Origin of the sequence: Novosphingobium sp. PhB165, assembly GCF_004341845.1 — a bacterium.
Classification (GTDB): Bacteria; Pseudomonadota; Alphaproteobacteria; order Sphingomonadales; family Sphingomonadaceae; genus Novosphingobium.
The window spans coordinates 259,270-276,950 of record NZ_SLVB01000005.1; the positions used below are offsets into that span (position 1 = coordinate 259,270).

Annotated in this window: 23 protein-coding genes; 13 read left to right on the plus strand and 10 right to left on the minus strand. The window is 64.9% G+C overall.

Translation table 11 applies throughout. The features are described 5' to 3' along the window. Positions 1 to 48: 48 nt before the first annotated feature. The gene (locus tag EDF56_RS15665) at positions 49 to 423 is read right to left on the minus strand and encodes a hypothetical protein (protein ID WP_132389041.1); all 375 of its coding nucleotides are present in this window, start codon (positions 421 to 423) and stop codon (positions 49 to 51) included. 62 nt (positions 424 to 485) lie between these two features. On the opposite strand from EDF56_RS15665, the gene EDF56_RS25960 reads away from it, so the two are divergent. Then, positions 486 to 803: a hypothetical protein gene (locus EDF56_RS25960; RefSeq protein ID WP_165912209.1), complete on the plus strand. Its 318-nt coding sequence runs from the start codon at positions 486 to 488 to the stop codon at positions 801 to 803. 31 nt (positions 804 to 834) lie between these two features. Beyond that, a complete protein-coding gene (locus EDF56_RS15670) occupies positions 835 to 1,347 on the plus strand; it encodes a sterol desaturase family protein (protein WP_132389043.1) in 513 nt (170 codons plus the stop codon). A gap of 2 nt (positions 1,348 to 1,349) precedes the next feature. On the opposite strand, the gene EDF56_RS15675 is transcribed toward EDF56_RS15670, so the two are convergent. Both EDF56_RS15675 and EDF56_RS15680 read right to left on the minus strand, forming a co-directional pair. Further along, on the minus strand, positions 1,350 to 1,709 hold the full coding sequence (locus EDF56_RS15675; RefSeq protein ID WP_132389045.1) for a YbaN family protein: 360 nt from the start codon (positions 1,707 to 1,709) through the stop codon (positions 1,350 to 1,352). After that, positions 1,706 to 2,119, minus strand: coding sequence for a SufE family protein (locus EDF56_RS15680; RefSeq protein ID WP_132389047.1), 414 nt, complete (start codon positions 2,117 to 2,119; stop codon positions 1,706 to 1,708). The genes EDF56_RS15675 and EDF56_RS15680 overlap by 4 nt, the downstream gene beginning before the upstream one ends. A 78-nt stretch (positions 2,120 to 2,197) precedes the next feature. On the opposite strand from EDF56_RS15680, the gene EDF56_RS15685 reads away from it, so the two are divergent. Next, entirely contained in the window at positions 2,198 to 4,252 is a 2,055-nt protein-coding gene (locus EDF56_RS15685; protein ID WP_132389057.1) for an NAD(+) synthase, read from the plus strand. Between the two features lie 279 nt (positions 4,253 to 4,531). Next, positions 4,532 to 5,356 (plus strand): CatB-related O-acetyltransferase, encoded by an 825-nt coding sequence (locus EDF56_RS26620; protein ID WP_279389716.1) that lies wholly within the window; start codon positions 4,532 to 4,534, stop codon positions 5,354 to 5,356. 5 nt (positions 5,357 to 5,361) lie between these two features. Here the strand turns inward: EDF56_RS26620 and EDF56_RS15695 are convergent, their stop codons facing one another. The 7 genes from EDF56_RS15695 to EDF56_RS15725 form a co-directional block, all read right to left on the minus strand. After that, positions 5,362 to 5,607, minus strand: a complete 246-nt coding sequence (locus EDF56_RS15695) for a hypothetical protein (RefSeq protein ID WP_132389059.1) — start codon at positions 5,605 to 5,607, stop codon at positions 5,362 to 5,364. Next, positions 5,604 to 5,942 (minus strand): hypothetical protein, encoded by a 339-nt coding sequence (locus EDF56_RS15700; protein WP_132389061.1) that lies wholly within the window; start codon positions 5,940 to 5,942, stop codon positions 5,604 to 5,606. Before EDF56_RS15700 ends, EDF56_RS15695 begins: the two co-directional genes overlap by 4 nt. A gap of 19 nt (positions 5,943 to 5,961) precedes the next feature. Continuing rightward, positions 5,962 to 6,240, minus strand: coding sequence for a hypothetical protein (locus EDF56_RS15705; protein WP_132389063.1), 279 nt, complete (start codon positions 6,238 to 6,240; stop codon positions 5,962 to 5,964). Then, positions 6,237 to 6,536 (minus strand): hypothetical protein, encoded by a 300-nt coding sequence (locus EDF56_RS15710; RefSeq protein WP_132389065.1) that lies wholly within the window; start codon positions 6,534 to 6,536, stop codon positions 6,237 to 6,239. Before EDF56_RS15710 ends, EDF56_RS15705 begins: the two co-directional genes overlap by 4 nt. Before the next feature lie 47 nt (positions 6,537 to 6,583). Then, on the minus strand, positions 6,584 to 6,997 hold the full coding sequence (locus tag EDF56_RS15715) for a PspC domain-containing protein (protein WP_132389067.1): 414 nt from the start codon (positions 6,995 to 6,997) through the stop codon (positions 6,584 to 6,586). Positions 6,998 to 7,101: 104 nt separating this feature from the next. Then, positions 7,102 to 7,977, minus strand: a complete 876-nt coding sequence (gene pspA, locus EDF56_RS15720; protein ID WP_132389069.1) for a phage shock protein PspA — start codon at positions 7,975 to 7,977, stop codon at positions 7,102 to 7,104. Beyond that, positions 7,974 to 8,162 (minus strand): hypothetical protein, encoded by a 189-nt coding sequence (locus EDF56_RS15725; RefSeq protein WP_132389071.1) that lies wholly within the window; start codon positions 8,160 to 8,162, stop codon positions 7,974 to 7,976. The genes pspA and EDF56_RS15725 overlap by 4 nt, the downstream gene beginning before the upstream one ends. Positions 8,163 to 8,334: 172 nt before the next feature. On the opposite strand from EDF56_RS15725, the gene pspF reads away from it, so the two are divergent. From pspF to infB, 9 genes are all read left to right on the plus strand, one after another. After that, positions 8,335 to 9,399 carry a phage shock protein operon transcriptional activator gene (pspF, locus tag EDF56_RS15730; protein ID WP_132389073.1) on the plus strand — a complete coding sequence of 355 codons (1,065 nt, stop codon included), beginning with the start codon at positions 8,335 to 8,337 and terminating at the stop codon, positions 9,397 to 9,399. 207 nt (positions 9,400 to 9,606) lie between these two features. Next, the gene (locus EDF56_RS15735; RefSeq protein ID WP_243652629.1) at positions 9,607 to 10,131 is read left to right on the plus strand and encodes a LuxR C-terminal-related transcriptional regulator; all 525 of its coding nucleotides are present in this window, start codon (positions 9,607 to 9,609) and stop codon (positions 10,129 to 10,131) included. Positions 10,132 to 10,211: 80 nt separating this feature from the next. Beyond that, positions 10,212 to 10,541 carry a hypothetical protein gene (locus EDF56_RS15740; protein WP_165912210.1) on the plus strand — a complete coding sequence of 110 codons (330 nt, stop codon included), beginning with the start codon at positions 10,212 to 10,214 and terminating at the stop codon, positions 10,539 to 10,541. Positions 10,542 to 10,560: 19 nt separating this feature from the next. After that, positions 10,561 to 11,064, plus strand: a complete 504-nt coding sequence (locus EDF56_RS26425; protein WP_165912211.1) for a hypothetical protein — start codon at positions 10,561 to 10,563, stop codon at positions 11,062 to 11,064. After that, on the plus strand, positions 11,061 to 11,423 hold the full coding sequence (locus EDF56_RS26430) for a JAB domain-containing protein (RefSeq protein WP_243652630.1): 363 nt from the start codon (positions 11,061 to 11,063) through the stop codon (positions 11,421 to 11,423). Before EDF56_RS26425 ends, EDF56_RS26430 begins: the two co-directional genes overlap by 4 nt. Positions 11,424 to 11,835: 412 nt before the next feature. Beyond that, the gene (gene rimP, locus EDF56_RS15750; protein WP_132389077.1) at positions 11,836 to 12,396 is read left to right on the plus strand and encodes a ribosome maturation protein RimP; all 561 of its coding nucleotides are present in this window, start codon (positions 11,836 to 11,838) and stop codon (positions 12,394 to 12,396) included. 4 nt (positions 12,397 to 12,400) lie between these two features. Next, entirely contained in the window at positions 12,401 to 14,020 is a 1,620-nt protein-coding gene (gene nusA, locus EDF56_RS15755; RefSeq protein WP_132389079.1) for a transcription termination factor NusA, read from the plus strand. Beyond that, entirely contained in the window at positions 14,001 to 14,741 is a 741-nt protein-coding gene (locus EDF56_RS15760) for a DUF448 domain-containing protein (RefSeq protein ID WP_132389081.1), read from the plus strand. The genes nusA and EDF56_RS15760 overlap by 20 nt, the downstream gene beginning before the upstream one ends. Positions 14,742 to 14,764: 23 nt before the next feature. Beyond that, a complete protein-coding gene (gene infB, locus EDF56_RS15765; RefSeq protein WP_132389083.1) occupies positions 14,765 to 17,587 on the plus strand; it encodes a translation initiation factor IF-2 in 2,823 nt (940 codons plus the stop codon). Positions 17,588 to 17,681 lie beyond the last annotated feature (94 nt).

Genomic DNA, 17,681 nt, shown 5'->3' on the forward strand with positions numbered 1-17,681 from the left:
GCCTTTTCGCGCAACTTTATTCGTTATGGGGTCAATCGAGGTTGGCGCTTAGCCGCGATGGCCGTTGCGATCGCCGCGTTCCGCACGCAGGGCGAAGTGAACCTTGTCGATGCGGGTCTGGAGCGTCTGCATCTCGCGGGCGTTCAGGCCGCCACGGGCGTAAGAGGCGTGGAGGCGCTGGATATCCGCTGCATCGCGGCGCAGGCCGTCGGCTTCGCGCGGGCTGATCGTGCGGTGGGCGGCGGCACGGTCGATCTGGCCGCGCAGGCCGGCGATATCGGCGCGGATCGAGGCTTCGCGGTTGGGGGTGATGCGGGCAGCCTCGTGGCGGGGGGCGGCAGCTTCAGCAATGCCCGGGGCAATGGCCGAGATGCCCAGAGCGGCGACCAGGGCGGGGACGATGAAGCGGGCGGTCTTGCGCATGAAGCGTTCCTTTTTTGGTTTTCTCTTCCGGGACTTGCTCCCGTCCATTCAGACTTAGAAGAGTGAACCTGAACGCCAGACGACTGAAACGTCACAGTCCTGTCGGCTTTTGTAACCAATTGTCGCTGAAGGCTCTTTTCTGGAAGATGTTCGAGTCGCAGCACGCAGCGGAAGGCGGTTGCAAGAAGCGCGAGCGAGAATGTTGCATGATTTGCAACACCGGGTTCGCCCTATTCATTTTTGCTGCGGCGCAACATGACGCAAAAGGATCGGGCCTTTCAGGCATCCTCTCCCAAAACTATTCCAGGCCGGTCCTTGTGACCGGCCTTTTTTTTGGCCGCAACCGCTGCGGAAATGTGGGGTCTGCGCGATGGCGCTGACAAGTGGGCTCGCGGCGTCTAGACTTGTGGTATGTCCACGTTGCTTGCTGCCCTTATCGTGCTTGCCACCGTCGCTGCGATGGAGGGGGTGGCTTGGGCCAGCCACAAGTACATCATGCACGGCTTTGCGTGGGGCTGGCACCGCGATCATCATGAGCCGCACGACAATCGCCTCGAACGGAACGACCGCTTCGCCCTGTTCGGCGCAGCGCTCAGCATTGCGCTTTTCGCGGTGGGTTCGCCGATGCTGATGGGGCCGAGCGCGTGGGAGCCGGGTACCTGGATGGGCCTCGGCGTGCTGATCTACGGCATTATATATACGCTGGTGCACGATGGCCTTGTCCACCAGCGGTACTTCGTCTGGGTGCCGAAGCGGGGCTATGCGAAACGGCTGGTGCAGGCGCATCGGTTGCACCATGCGACTTTGGGCCGCGAGGGCGGCGTGAGCTTCGGTTTCCTGATCGCGCGTGACCCTGCGGCGCTCAGGCGCGAACTGCGCGAACAGCGCAAGAATGGCATTGCAGTCCTACGCGACGCCGTCTGACGCTACTCCGCCCGCGTCCAGATCCACGGGCCGATTACCGCCAGCACGCCCGCCGGGATCAGAACCCAGGGCCAGCCCACCGTAAACCAGGTGAACGGGATCGAGGCGCTCATCGCCAGGATTGCGGAGACCTTGCCCTTGCGGCTGACCGCGCGCCGATCTCTCCATTCGCGCAAGTTGTGACCGTAATGCGGGTGGTTGTAGAGCCGCTCGGCCCATTCCGGGTGGCTCTTGCCGAAGCACCATGCCGCCAGCAGATAGAACACCACCGTCGGCATCACCGGAAGGAAGATGCCGATCGTGCCAAGGGCCACGAAGAACAGCCCCGCCGCCATCCATGCGTGGCGGCTGACGTGCTTCATGTAGTGCTCGCGTAGCGCGCGGCGGTCTCGCGGATCAGCGCGATCATGTTCGGCACACCCTGCGTCCGGTTGGACGAGAGCTGGTTCTTCAGGTCGAACGGCTCCAGCGCGGCGGCGATGTCGGTTTCCGCCACTTCGGCGGCCGGCCGGTCCTGCACGGCGGAGATCACGAGCGAGACAATGCCCTTGGTGATCGCCGCATTGCTGTCCGCCAGGAAGTGCAGCGTGCCGTCCTCGCGGGCCATGGGATAGACCCAGACGCTGGCCGAGCAGCCGCGCACTTTGGTCGCGTCCGTCTTCAACGCGTCGGGCATGGGATCGAGTTCGGAACCGAGGCCGATCAGGAGGCGATAGCGTTCATCGCCTTCGGAAAACTCGTATTCTTCGCGGATGTCGTCGAGGCTGCGCATGACCTGCCATTTAAGCGCGACGCGGGGGAGGGCAAGGGGAAGTTGCCTCTGGCGTCCGATCCTGTCAGGGATTCGCCCATGAGTGCACATCCCTTTTTCTCCATGCACGAACACGGCTTCGTGCGCGTCGCCACTTCCACGCCCAAGGTCCGTACTGCCGATGTCGCCTTCAATCGCGACGCCGTGCTGGCAGAGGCGCAGCGCGCGCATGAGGCGCATGTGGACCTGCTGGTCTTCCCCGAACTGTGCCTCTCTTCCTACGCGATCGACGATCTGCACTTGCAGGCGGCGATGATCGAGGCGGTGGAAGCGGCCGTGGCGGAAATCGTCCACGCCAGCGCCGATCTCTCGCCCGTGCTGCTCGTGGGTGCGGCGCTGCCGCACAAGGGGCGGCTCTACAATTGCGCGCTCGCCATCGCACATGGGCGGCTGCTGGGCGTGGTGCCCAAGTCCTACCTGCCCAACTACCGCGAGTTCTACGAAAAGCGCTGGTTCGCCAGCGGCAAGACGCTGAAGGGTCAGACCATCCGCGTGAACGGGCAGGATGTGCCCTTCGGCGTCGATCTGGTCTTCGCCTCCGAAGTGCTGCCGAACTTCCGCTTCTTCATCGAGATCTGCGAGGATATCTGGGCCGCCACCCCGCCCAGCTCGCACGGCGCGCTCGCCGGGGCGACGATCCTGTGCAACCTTTCCGCCTCCAACATCGTCATCGGCAAGTCGGACGAACGGCACTTGCTCTGCCGCTCGCAGTCGGCCCGCGCCACGGCGGCCTACGTCTACTCCGCCGCCGGGCATGGCGAGAGCACGACCGACCTTGCCTGGGACGGGCAGGGCATCGTCTACGAACTGGGCGACCTGCTGGCGGAGAGCGAGCGCTTCTCGCTGGAGGCGGAACTCTGCATCGCCGACGTCGATGTGGACCGCATCGTCAACGACCGGATGCGTGTGCCCACCTTCAACGACGCGGCCGAAGTGGCGGGCAATCCCGACGAGAACTTCCGCACCGTGCGCTTCCGCCATGCCCCGGCGGGCGGCGACATCGGCCTGATCCGCCCGGTCTCGCGCTTCCCCTTCGTGCCCTCGCGCGCCGACAAGCTGGACGCGGACTGCTACGAGGCTTTCAACATCCAGGTCGATGGCCTGATGCGCCGCATTGAGGCGACCGGGGCGAAGTCGATGGTGATCGGCATTTCGGGCGGGCTTGATTCGACCCACGCGCTGATCGTCGCCGCCCGTGCCTGCGATCGGCTGGGCCTGCCGCGCACGTTCATTCGCGGCTATACGATGCCCGGCTTCGCCACCAGCGACGGCACCAAGTCCAATGCCTGGAAGCTGATGAACGCCGTCGGCATCACCGCCGAGGAGATCGACATCCGCCCCACGGCCACGACGATGCTGCATAACATCGGCCACGCCTTCTCGAACGGAGAGCCCGTTTACGACGTGACGTTCGAGAACGTGCAGGCGGGCCTGCGCACCGATTACCTGTTCCGCCTTGCCAACCAGCACGACGGCTTCGTGATCGGCACCGGCGACTTGTCCGAACTCGCGCTCGGCTGGTGTACTTACGGCGTCGGCGACCAGATGAGCCACTATACGGTCAACGCGGGCGTGCCCAAGACGCTGATCCAGTACCTGATCCGCTGGTGTGCCACGACCGACCAGTTCGGCGCCGAGACCGAGGAAGTGTTGCTCGCCATCCTCGGCACCGAGATCTCGCCCGAACTCGTGCCCGCCGGCGCGGACGGCGCGATCCAGAGCACCGAGGCCAAGATCGGGCCATACGAGCTCAACGACTTCTTCCTCCATCACGTCATGCGCTTCGGGCAGAAGCCGTCGAAAGTCGCTTTCCTTGCGCTCCATGCCTGGCGCGATGCCGCGGCGGGGGCATGGCCGGCGGGCTTCCCGGAGGATCGCAAGAACGAGTACGACCTCGCCACGATCCGTTCGTGGCTGGAGAAGTTCCTGCGGCGCTTCTTCGCCTTCAGCCAGTTCAAGCGCTCGGCCGTGCCGAATGGGCCGAAGGTCTCCTCCGGCGGCGCCCTCAGCCCGCGCGGCGACTGGCGCGCGCCGTCCGATGCCAGCGCAGCGGTGTGGCTGGCCGAACTGGAAGCGAGGGTGCCCATCCGCTGAAGCGGCGGTTGACACAGTTGACACGGTCCAGGCGAAAAACCTGTCACCTTGCGGGTCCAAGGTGACACTTCAAGACCGGAAAGTGTCACCTTATGCCATGACCTGTCACCTTGTGCCGGCGCAAGGTGACAGCGGGCTGAGGCGTGCCGGAAGGCTGGCGGCGATATCATGTCGCCGAGGGTATGGACGGACCCTCATGTAGGAAAATGGAAAAGCGCTCCGGGACGCGGATCGTGGCGGGCGGCCTATAATAATACCGCAACAACTTAAGGTTCCCCGATGATTTCCGCGCTTTCCGATGACCAGATCGCCATGCTGGACGCCGTGGACATCGCGGTTCGGGACAACACGAAATTCGTCTTCTCGCATCACGACACGACCGAGACGATCATCGAAAGCCCCGGCCGGCTGGAGCTAGGCACCTACAAGTTCGGTTTCATGGGCGCGTTCAGCTATATCGGCATCGACGGTTCGCACACGTTCATGACGCATATCGATTCGATCGGCCGTTTCTGCTCCATCGCGGCCAACGTCCTGTGCGGCGCGTCGGAGCATCCTACCGATTTCGTTTCGGCCAGTCCGATATTCGTAGGCTTCCCGATGAAGGGGCGGGATGTCGACGAATTCAAGGCGCGCAACCAAGAGGGCATCGCCCTAGCGGGGCGCAAGCTGGCCTCGGCTCTGGGCGACCGCGCCGACAAAGTCCGCATCGGCAATGACGTCTGGATCGGGGAGGGGGCCTTCATCCGGCGCGGGGTTACCATCGGAGATGGTGCGGTGATTGCCGCGCGCGCCGTCGTGACCCGAGATGTGCCGCCTTATGCCATCGTCGGCGGTTCCCCTGCGCGCATCATCCGCTATCGGTTCGAGCCCGAGGTGGTCGGCGAACTGCTGCGCCTGCAATGGTGGAATTACGGCCTGACCGCCCTGGAAGGTGCCGATTTCACGGATATCGCCAATGTCATCAGCACGGCGGACCGTCGCATCGCTTCCGGAGAGGCGCGCATCCATTCCGCTCCGCTGGCGGTAATCGGTACGGATGCTAGCCTGACGTTGTGTCGTTACGATGCCGATGCGCAGCACCTTGTTCCCGTCGCTGCCTGATTTCCTCAATCCCTGAGGGACTCGATCTGCCGGGCGAGGTCGCTGCCGCGCTTGTCGTCGGTGGCGATGCGTTCGAGAACGGCGATGCGCTTGCGCAAGTTCTCGACTTCTTTTTCCAGCTCGTGCTCGCGCGCGCTGTGGTCGTCCGAGCCGAAGTGGAAGCCCAGCTTCTCGCCGCGCAGCTTCTGGGCGCGCAGCCAGGTCACGCAGGCAATCGCGAAGAGAACGACGACGGCATTCCAGAAGCTCATTGTTGCGTCACCTCATGTCGCGCATCGCGCAGGCTTTCGATCTGGCGGGCTACATCATAACCCTGGTCGGTGACAATCCGCTCGACGCTGGCCAGACGGTCCTTGATCGAGCCGATCTCGGCGCGAAGCTGGGCGTTTTCCTGCGTCAGCAATTGCACGCGGGCCTGCGCCTGCCCGTCGTCCTTCGGATAGATCGCCCGGCCCCAAGAATTCTCCAGCGGATAGCCGTGGCGCATGCGCAGCCAGTTGTTGAAGATCCAGCCGCCGATCACCACCGCAGTGACGACCACGACCACGGGCGAGAGCAATTCGAGAACGTGAGTATCGAAAGCCATGTGCGATGTGTCCTCAAGCTCAGTTGGTGCGGGGCTCGCCGTCGCGCAGCGTCTCGATCTGGCGCGCGGTGTCCCAGGCGCCGTCGGTGACGATGGTTTCCAGCGAGCGCAGGCGGTTCTCGATCTCGGCATTATGGGTGGCGTACTGGGCGGCCTTTTCGGCGGCCTGTCCGGCGGTCAGCTCTAGCTTGCGTTCGAGATAGGCAAGGCGGCGCTTGTAGACCCCGGCGAGGATGGCGGCGATGGCGATCATGCCGCCCACCACGGCCGCCAGGCCCATGACATCTCCGAAGCTCACTGGCGGGTTTCCTTTTCAGGCGCGGTTTCCTCGGCCACGCGCCCCTCGCTCTGGCGAACATCGCGCAGGGCCTCGATCTGGAGCGCGGTGTCATAGCCGCCGTCGGTGATGATGCGTTCGAGCACGCGGACCCGCTCTTCCAGCTCGCGCGAGCCCGAGGCGTATTGCGCGGCCTTTTCGGCGGTGGCCTTGAGCTGAAGCTCGGCCATCTTGTGCTGGTGCCGCGTCCAGATCGCGATGCCGCCGATGATGAACGGTGCCAGCGGGATCATGAGGGCGAGGTTTGCGGTATCCATGTGGTCGTGTCCCAATTTCACGACGTCGTTTCCCGACGTCGTGAGGTTCAGCGCAGGCTGTCGATTTCGGCGGCAAGGCGCGCGTTGGTACCGGCGTAGTGCTCTTCCATCTCGGCGACGCGGCGGTCGATGTCCGAAATGTCCGAGCGTAGGCGGCTGGAGCGGCCGCCGCCCAAGCTAAGCCCCCGGTCAAGCCCGCGGCTCTGGCGCACGCGGCGGCGTTCCATGCGGCGCAGCAGGCGCTCTTCTTCCTCGTCCGAATAGAGGTACATCGGCTTCTTGTCGGCCAGCAGGGCGAGCGCGATGTAGATCGGGATCGTCAGGTAGAAGCCGAAGAGCGTGAGCAGCACGGCGCCGAGCCGAACCCAGAACGTGTCTACCCCGGTATATTCGGCAATTCCCGAGCATACCCCCGCCACTTTGGCGTTCGACTTGTCGATATAGAAATGTCCGCGTGACACTGTGTTTTCCCTTCCCTGAAAGACACTGGTGGAGGCTGGGCCCCCGCTCCCGGTCGGGTGGGCGGTGCCTGCTCGCCGGGATGCCGGGCAGGCGCCGGTTTGGGTCAGGCTTCCTCGTCAGCCGCCTTTTCGGGGGCTTTCGCCGGAGTGCCCATCGCGCGCTTCATCTCGGCCAGTTCGGCCTCGATCGTGTCGCCATCGGCGAGTGCGGCGATTTCCTCGGCGAGTGAGGGCTGGCGCTTGTCGGCCAGGCTCATCGCCTCGGCGCGGCCTTCCGCATAGTCGACGCGGCGTTCGAGCTGCTCGAAGCGCACCAGCGCCTCATCCACGCGCTCGCTCGACAGCAAGGTCCGCAGTTTGACGCGATTCTCGGCGCTCTGCAAGCGCGCGGCAATCGACGACTGGCGGCTGCGGGCTTCGCGCAGGCGGCTCTGGAGCTTCTCGATATCTTCCTCGTAAGCGCGCAGGGCGTCATCGAGCACGAAGACCTCGGCATTGAGCTGCTCGGCCATGTCGCCGGCCTTCTTCTTTTCCAGAAGCGCGGCGCGGGCCAGATCCTCACGATTCTTGCTGAGCGCGAGCTGGGCCTTCTCGCCCCAGTCGGCCTGCAGCTTGTCCAGCTTGGCGACGTGGCGGCGCAGTTCCTTCTGATCCGCAATGGTGCGCGCGCTGCTGGTGCGCACTTCGACCAGCGTCTCTTCCATCTCGAGGATGATCAGGCGGATCATCTTGGCCGGGTCTTCGGCCTTGTCGAGCATGTCGTTGAAGTTGGCGGCGATGATGTCGCGGGTGCGGGAGAAGATACCCATCGTGGCAATTCCTTTGGTATGGGCCGAACCATAGCTGCTGAACCGGGGAGCGCGCGCCGTATCCTCGAAACCCAGCGATGCCGGGTTGAAGGGGCGCGCCCGCCCGGAAGAGCCGTTGGCGCCGTTGGCCGAAGTCTGGAGAATTTCGATCTCCGCGTCGAGCCTGCTCATTGCAGGTGGGCCGAAGTGCAGATCGGGGCCGCGGCGTAAGCCTTGGTCGCGAACTGGTCGCTCATCACGATCAGGTTGAGCGTGCCCATCGCCAGGATGCTGGCGATGATGGCCCAGTCGAGCTTGCTGCGGACCGGAGCGCGGGGAGCGGCGCGGCTGGCGGCAGGGGCTTCGTGGAACGGCATGGCTTCGGTCCTTCGATTGGATCGGTGAAATTCCCCAAGGGGGTTGCGGGCCTTATCGCAAAGGGCGTGCCAAATTGCGTGAGTGGCGGAATCCCTCGATTCCAGCGTGTTGCGTCGGCAGGGCTCGAAATATGAATTGCCAATGAATGGTGAAATTCGCTAAAAGTTGGGAATGGAGCGCGAAGTCCAGTTCATCGGTCAATCCACTGCTTTTCTCGACGCGGTCGAGCGGGCCAGTCGCGCCGCTGCGGTGCGCCGTCCGGTGCTGGTGATCGGCGAGCGGGGGACCGGCAAGGAACTGATCGCCCAGCGGCTTCATCACCTCTCACCGCGCTGGGGGGAGCCGCTGATCACGCTCAACTGCGCGGCGCTGCCTGAGACATTGATCGAGGCCGAACTGTTCGGGCACGAGGCGGGGGCCTTCACCGGCGCGGTGCGGGCGCGGGCAGGGCGCTTCGAGGAGGCGGATCGCGGGACGCTGTTCCTCGACGAGCTGGGCACGCTGTCGATGGCGGCGCAGGAGCGGCTGCTGCGCGCGATCGAATATGGCGAGGTGTCGCGAATCGGTGCCTCGCGCCCGGTGCAGGTCGATGTGCGGATCGTCGGCGCCACCAATGCCGACCTGCCCCGCATGGTGGACGAGGGCACTTTTCGGGCCGACTTGCTCGACCGGCTGAGTTTCGAGGTCATCAACCTGCCGCCGCTGCGCGCGCGCGAAGGCGATGTCCACGAACTGGCCGACTATTACGGGCGGCGCATGGCGTCGGAACTGGAGTGGGAGGGTTGGCCGGGCTTCTCGCCCGAGGCGATGGCGACGCTTGAGGCCTATGACTGGCCGGGTAATGTGCGCGAGTTGCGCAATGTCGTCGAGCGGGCGGTCTATCGCTGGGGCTTCGGCGGCGAGGCGATCGGGCGAATCGTCTTCGATCCCTTCGACTATCCCTGGCGGCGAATCGAGGCACGTGCCGTGACTGTTTCCACGACGGCGACTCCGGTGGAACGTCCGGCAGCCCCGACTACTCCGCCGCGCGAGGATCTGAAGGATGCCCTTGGCGGCGGCAGCCTGCGCGCGGCGGTCGATGGATTCGAGCGCCGGCTGCTGGTGGAGGCGCTGGAAGCGCATCGCTGGAATCAGCGCCGTGTCGCCGCCGCGCTCGGCCTCAGCTACGATCAGCTTCGTCACGCGATGAAGCGGCACCGGCTCTCGGCCGAGCCTTCGATTCGCGAGCGGGTGTGATGCGAATCGGGTGTACAATCGATTGCTCGATCAACCTTTTCGGGGTGGCGGAAAGTATCGTCCCGAAAATGCGGGCCCGCAAATGCCGTGATTGTCGACAGAATCACGTGCCTAGCTTCAATTCTGTAGGAAATTTTGCTTAAGGGGCTGCTCGCTAAGCGGCGCGCTCTGTTATAGTCCGTGCGAGGTGTTGTTTTGAGGGCCGGCGTGTACGACGTGACCGACATTGCGCAGGCCAGGGCCATGCTCGACAGCCTGACTGGCAAGCAGGTCGAGGTTCTCGACCGTCTGGTGCTGCACCGCACGACCAAGGAAATCGCGCGCGAGCTGACGATCGCTCCCAATACCGTGGACCAGCGCATCACCGCCGTCCGCGACAAATGGGGCACGATCAACCGCAAGGACACCGCCCGCCTCTACGGCCGGCTGGTGGAGCTATGTGGCAAACCCCCATATGAGTTTTCCCGTGTCGACGACGGGGACGAGCAAGCGGATGAGACGGATCAGGACCTGCCGGTCGATCCGGTCTTCGTTCTTTCAGATGCCCGCCCTCTGACGCGGCATCCGGACTGGACGGGGATGCAGCCATCGGGGTTGGCGGGCCTGGAGGCTTTTGATGCAAGGTTCGGCCGTGCCGGGCGCCTTGCCGCTGTGATCGTCCTGGCCTTGATGATGGCGCTGACACTTGCTGCAGCACTGTCCATCGCGGCCACACTGGGACGCCTGATCTAGCGGCGCGCCGGTCTGGCGGATCTTCCCGCAAAGCCTTCGGTCTTTACTCGGCGCATGAGCGCCATCGAGGAATCGAAGCGATGACACCGGAAATTGCCAGCCTGCGCATTACCCGCAGCATCCGTTCGGTAGAAGACGACATGGACGAGCTGCTCGCCAAGGCAGGTGAACTGCTGGCCGAGATCGCCCGCGCCCGCGTTGCCACCGAGGAAGCCGCCCGTCTGGTTCACCAGCCGATGGCCCGCGTTGCCAGCATGCAGAAGAGCCTGATGGACGCGCGTCTCGAACTCGTGAAGGCACACCGTGACCTGACCAAGGTTGCAGAGACCATGGACATTCCGATCCGTTGCCCCGATCAGGCACGTGTCGCGGATGAGCCCGCGACGATGGAGGCGGCAATCGCCGCTTGAGCCCGGAGGAGGGGCAGGCGTGATCAATACCGAACAGGTGGTGTTTTTCCTGCTCCTTATCGGCTCGGTCGGGCTGGCGTTGTGGAAGGGTGGTGCCCCCGAGAGATGGGGCGCCGTCGTGATCCTCGCCATGGTCGGCATTGAAGCCCTGGCGGAGGTCGTCCTCCCCAGCGGGTTCCGGCGAGTCGATCCGTTCTCCCTGCTGACCGATCTGGTGGGCACTGTCGGCTTCGGCTGGCTTGCCATCCAGGCACTGAGGATTTGGCCGCTATGGGCTACCTCCCTGCAACTGCTGAGCCTGAGCGCGCACTTCGCGCGGTGGGCGGACCTGGGCATTCCGCCCCTGGTCTATGCGGTGATGCGTGGGACGCCGACGGCCTTCGCGTTGCTGGCGTTGATCTTCGGGACGATACTGCACCTGCGGCGCCTGCGTCGCGATGGCAGCGATCGCTCCTGGCAGGACTGGTCCCCGGATACTGCCGGGTCAGACCCCTATCGCGCCAGTTACTCGAAACACTGGTGATCCAGCTCGGCTGCCTGGGCCGGGAGATACTGGTGGAATTGCCATACGACCGCGAGGGGCGGCTGGTCGGTGAGGCCTTGTGCATCGCCGGAGGTGTCGACTCGATCAGCGGCAGTTATCGGATGCTTGTCCATCGCGCGCTGGAGCGTGACGCGGCGGGTATCGTGCTTGCGCATAACCACCCCTCGGGCAGTCATCGGCCAAGCCGTGCCGATGTTGCCGCGACGCGCCAGTTGGCGGCGGTGTGCCGGGCTGTGGATCTGGAATTGTTCGACCATCTGGTGATTGGCGGGCGCTGCGTTGCAAGCATGCGCCAGGCTGGACTGATCGTGGGGACGGCGCAGGCGCAATCGGCCTGATCCACTCCCGATCTGTCCGTCCCAACGGCCCACCCGATGACCGACGACAAGGTTCGGCGACAATCCCTCCGTCGCCGGACGCAGGCCGGGCGGGCCCCACCCCCCACCCACAACATCCGCCCGGCCTGCTCTTTTTTCCGAAATTCCGGGCCCCGGAGCGGGCCGGTGCCGCATTCAAAATGCGCCTCGGAGTATTTTCAAACGAGCTCTGTCGCGAAGATTGCGGGGCTGTATAGAGAGCGTGTCGGCGGCGTTTTCCGGCCTTGCCTTTTTGCGGCAATGGGATTATCTGCGCCTCATCCCGACATTGGTGAAACAAGGTTCGGGCTGGCGCCGGAAGGGGCCGGCGCGAAACCGCGTTGTACCGAATGTCCAGTTTGCAGACTCAACGAATCGATCCGGAGAACACGGCTTGGCCGACATCGCGCGCATTACTGAAGTCATCGAACCGGAAGTTACCGCTCTCGGCTTCGATCTCGTGCGCGTGCGGATCTTCGGCAAGAGCGAAGTGGGTGACGATGAAATCGCGCTCCAGATCATGGCTGAGAATCCGGAAACCGGCCAGCTCGTGATCGAGGACTGCGTGAAGCTGTCCCACCGCATTTCCGACCGTATGGACGCGCTTGAGGAGGCCGGTGAAGTGCTGATCGAGGAGGCTTACCGCCTCGAAGTCAGCTCGCCCGGTATCGACCGTCCGCTGACCCGCCCGAAGGACTTTGCCAATTGGGCAGGGCAGGAAGCCAAGATCACTCTCACCGTTGCCATCGAAGGTAACCGCAAGACGCTGCAAGGCGATCTGGTCGGGATCGAAGGCGATGTCGTGACGCTCGACGAGCGCAAGTCTGGCCGGGTGACTTTCCCGCTCGGCGATATTCATTCCGCAAGGCTGGTCCTCACGGACAAGCTGATCGCCGCAACCCGCCCGCTGGATGTCAGCGGGGCCGACGAGATCGTCGAGGAACAGGAAGACTAAGCCAATGGCCAGTGCGATTTCCGCCAACCGCGCCGAGCTGCTTGCAATCGCGAATTCCGTCGCTTCGGAGAAGATGATCGACAAGTCGATCGTCATCGAGGCGATGGAGGAAGCTATCCAGAAGTCGGCCCGTAACCGTTACGGCGCCGAGAACGACATTCGCGCCAAGCTCGATCCGCGGACCGGCGACCTGCGCCTGTGGCGCGTCGTCGAGGTGGTCGAGCACGTCGAGGACTACTTCAAGCAGGTTGACCTCAAGCAGGCCGAAAAGCTCCAGAAGGGCGCGCAGCTCGGCGACTTCATCGTCGATCCGCTGCCGCCGGTGGACCTCGGCCGTATCGACGCGCAGTCGGCCAAGCAGGTGATCTTCCAGAAGGTCCGCGATGCCGAGCGTGACCGTCAGTACGAAGAATTCAAGGACCGCGTGGGTGAGATCATCACCGGCGTGATCAAGTCGGTCGAATTCGGCCACGTGATCGTGAACCTCGGCCGCGCCGAGGGCGTGATCCGCCGCGATCAGCAGATCCCGCGCGAAGCCGCCCGCGTCGGCGAGCGCGTCCGCGCGCTGGTGATGCGCGTCGAGCGTCAGAACCGCGGTCCGCAGATCTTCCTCAGCCGTGCGCACCCGGACTTCATGAAGAAGCTCTTCGCGCAGGAAGTGCCCGAGATCTACGACAACATCATCGAGATCAAGGCCGCTGCCCGCGACCCGGGCTCGCGCGCCAAGATCGGCGTGATCAGCCACGATCACTCGATCGACCCGGTCGGCGCCTGCGTCGGCATGAAGGGCAGCCGCGTGCAGGCCGTCGTGCAGGAACTGCAGGGCGAGAAGATCGACATCATCCCCTGGAGCGAAGACACCGCGACCTTCGTGGTCAACGCGCTTCAGCCCGCGACTGTCAGCCGCGTCGTCATCGACGAGGAAGAAAGCCGCATCGAAGTCGTCGTGCCCGATGACCAGCTCTCGCTGGCAATCGGCCGCCGCGGTCAGAACGTGCGTCTGGCCTCGCAGCTGACCGGCTCGCAGATCGACATCATGACCGAGGCGGAGGCTTCGGAGAAGCGCCAGAAGGAATTCACCGAGCGCTCGAAGATGTTCGAGGAAGAGCTCGACGTCGACGAAACCCTTTCGCAGCTGCTGGTGGCCGAAGGCTTCAGCGAGCTGGAAGAAGTGGCCTATATCGAGGTTGCCGAACTGGCCGGAATCGAAGGCTTCGACGAAGAACTCGCCGAGGAACTTCAGAGCCGCGCGCAGGAAGCACTTGAGCGCCGCGAAGAAGCGAGCCGTGAGGAACGTCGCGGTCTGGGCGTCGAAGACGCGCTGGCCGAACTGCCGTACCTCACCGAGGCGATGCTGGTGGTTCTCGGCAAGGCCGGGATCAAGACGCTCGACGATCTGGCGGATCTCGCCACCGACGAGCTGATCGCCAAGAAGCGCACCGAACAGCGTCGTCGCGACGGTTCCGTGAACAAGCGCGCCCGCGACGAAGACAAGGGCGGCGTGCTCGGCGAGTACGGCCTGAACGAAGAACAGGGCAACGAGATCATCATGGCTGCCCGTGCCCACTGGTTCGAAGACGAACCGGCTACCGAGGAGGCCGCCGATGCGGAATCCTCGCAATGAGCGCGTAAGCTCCGACATCGACGGTTCCGGCCCGGAGAGGACTTGCATCCTCTCCGGCCAGACCGGTGCGCGTGAAGCGTTCGTCCGTCTGGCGATTTCGCCTGACGGACTGGTGCTTCCCGACGTCCACGCGCGTGCCCCGGGGCGCGGCGCGTGGCTTGGCGTTTCGCGCGAGACCCTTGAAAATGCCCTCAAGAAGGGCAAACTAAAGGGAGCGATGGCGCGCGCCTATAAAGGCGCCCAACTCACCATCCCCGAAGACCTGGCAGACAGGATCGAACAGGCGCTGATCCGCGCACTGACCGACCGGCTGGGCCTCGAACTGAAATCGGGCAAGTTGCTCATGGGCTCGGACCGTATCGCGCAGAACGCGCGTGAGGGCCGGGTGGAGTGGCTCGCCCATGCCGCCGATGCGAGCGAAGATGGCTCGCGAAAGCTCGACCAGGCCTGGAGAGTCGGGAGCGAGGCGGAAGGAAGCGGTCTCAAGGGCACACGCTTGCCACTGGACCGGGAGACGCTGTCTGTGGCATTGGGCCGCGACAACGTCGTTCACCTGGCGCTCAACGATCGCGGCTCGGCCAACCGAGTCGCGGCGCAGTTGCAGCGCCTCCTGCATTTCCAGGGGCAGCCCCGTGCCGGCGAAACCGCCGATGAGCACGGGGGCGATATGGCTAGTGGCACGGATACGGCACAGGCTGCTGCATCCGCGACGACGAATTGAGACCGAAGGGCAAGACGAGAGATATGAGCGAGACCGACAACAAACCGACCCTGGGCCGCAAGCCGCTTGGGCTTAAGCGCTCGGTGGAAGCGGGTGAGGTCAAGCAGACCTTCAGCCACGGCCGCACCAACAAGGTGGTGGTCGAGGTGAAGCGTAAGAAGCTGATCGGCAAGCCCGGGTCCGAAGGCGCAGTAGAGGCCGCTCCGGCGCCTGCGCCGCAGGCCGCCGCGCCCGTGCAGCAGCGCCCCGCGCCGACGCCGCCGCCGGCCCCGCGTCCCACGATCATTCCGGGCGAGACCCCGCAGGAGCGCGTTGCCCGCCTCCAGCGCGAGGCTGAGGCCGATCGCTTTGCCGCGCTCGAAGAAGCCAATCGCCGCGAGCAGGAAGAGAAGCTGCGCGCGCTTGAGGATGAAAAGCGCCGCGCGGAAGATAACCGCCGCGCCGAAGAGGAAGCCGCCCGCGCCGCCCAGAGCGAGGCTGCCGCACCGGTGGAGACCGAACAGGCCGCCGAGCCTGCTGCCCCGGAAGCCGTTGCTGCCGAATCGGCTGCGCCTGAAGCAGTCGCCGCTCCGGCTGCCGAAGCCGCTGCTCCGGTTGAAACACCTGCCGAGGTTTCCGCTGAAGCGCCTGTCGAAGCCAAGGCTGCTCCGCAGCCTGCCGCGCCTGTTGCTGCAACGCCCGCTCCGGCTCCCGCGCCGCGTCGTTTCACCCCGGTGAAGCGCCCCGAGCCGGTGCGTCGTCCCGAGCCTGCTCCGGCTGCTGCCGAGCCCGCTGCTGCCGCTCCGGCTGCTGCTCCCGCGCCCGCCGCGCAGGCTACGGCTTCGGCACCTGCCGCAACCGCGAACGCGGGCAGCGCTGCTCCCCGTGGTCCGGCCGCACCCAAGAAGGGCGCTCCGCCGCCGCCGCGCAGCACGCCCGAGCGTGACCGCAAGGGTGGCGATCGCCGCCAGTCGGGCAAGCTGACCGTCAACCGCGCTCTGAACGACGACGAGGGCGCCCGCGCCCGTTCGCTCGCCGCGCTGAAGCGTGCCCGTGAGAAGGAGCGCCGTGCGCACTTCTCGGGCTACAACCAGCAGCGCGAGAAGCAGGTCCGCGACGTGGTCGTCCCCGAGGCGATCACCGTTCAGGAACTGGCGAACCGCATGGCCGAGAAGGGCGCCGACCTCGTCAAGTCGCTCTTCAAGATGGGCATGATGGTCACCGTCAACCAGACGATCGATCAGGACACCGCTGAACTGCTCGTGACCGAATTCGGCCACAACATCCAGCGCGTGTCGGAAAGCGATGTCGACATCGACAGCTCGACCGACGTCGATGCGACCGAGACGCTGAAGCCGCGTCCGCCGGTCGTCGCGATCATGGGCCACGTCGACCACGGCAAGACCTCGCTGCTCGATGCCCTGCGCGGTACCGACGTGGTGAAGGGCGAAGCCGGCGGCATCACCCAGCACATGGGCGCCTACCAGATCAAGACCAAGGGCGGTGAGCTGATCACCTTCCTCGACACGCCGGGCCACGCCGCCTTCACGCAGATGCGTATGCGCGGTGCCAACGTGACCGACATCGTGATCCTGGTGGTCGCTGCCGACGACGGCATCATGCCGCAGACGATCGAGGCCATCAATCACACCCGCGCCGCCGGCGTGCCGATGATCGTGGCCATCAACAAGATGGACAAGCACGAGGCCAACCCGCAGCGCGTCCGCGAACGTCTGCTTGAGCACGAGATCGTCGTCGAGGCGATGTCGGGTGAAGTGCAGGACGTGGAAGTCTCGGCCAAGTCCGGCGCCGGTCTCGACGAGCTGATCGAGAAGATCCTGCTTCAGGCCGAACTGATGGAACTGAAGGCTAACCCGGACCGTGAGGCCGAGGCGACCGTGATCGAAGCCAAGCTCGACAAGGGCAAGGGTCCGCTCGCGACCGTGCTGGTCAACCGTGGTACCCTGAAGGTCGGCGACATCCTCGTCGTCGGTACCGAGAGCGGCCGCGTGCGCGCCATGCTCGACGACAAGGGCCGCCAGGTGAAGGCCGCACCGCCTTCGATGCCGGTCGAAGTCCTCGGTATCGGCGGCGTGCCGATGGCCGGTGACAAGCTGACCGTGGTCGAAAGCGAGCAGCGTGCCCGCGAAGTCTCGGCCTACCGTCAGGAACAAGCGACTGCCAAGCGCACCGCGACAGCGCCCGCCAGCATCGACACGATGTTCTCGGCGCTTGCTGCCAAGCAGAACGTCATCGAGTATCCGGTGGTGGTCAAGGCAGACGTGCAGGGTTCGGTCGAAGCGATCAACTCGGCGCTTCACGCCCTGTCGAACGACGAGATCAAGGTCCGCATCCTGCACTCGGGCGTCGGTGCCATCACCGAGACCGACGTGGCCCTGGCTTCGGCCTCGGGTGCGCCGATCGTCGGCTTCAACGTCCGCCCGAACGCCAAGTCGCGCGAGCAGATCGAGAAGACCAAGACGCCGATGATGTACTACGACGTCATCTACGAGCTGACCGCAGAGGTCGCGAAGCAGATGGCCGGCATCTGGGGTCCGGAACGCATCGAAACCGTCGTCGGCCGCGCCGAAGTCAAGCAGGTCTTCCCGGCCGGCAAGCGCGACAAGGCCGCTGGTCTGCTGGTGGTCGAAGGCTTCATCCGCAAGGGTCTCAGCGCCCGTCTTACCCGCAACGACGTCATCGTTTCGGCAACGACGATCTCCTCGCTGCGCCGCTTCAAGGACGACGTGGACGAAGTGCGCGCCGGTCTGGAATGCGGTGTCGTGCTGGCGGATACCAACGACATCAAGCCGGGCGACCACCTCGAAGTCTTCGAGGTCAGCCACCGCGAGCGTACGGTCGGCTAAGGCCTGCCGGTCTCACGCGGGCGAAAGCTCAGCGCGAACAGACGGCCATCGTCGGGCGAACAGCCCGGCGGTGGCCGTCCGCCGTTGGGGCTTC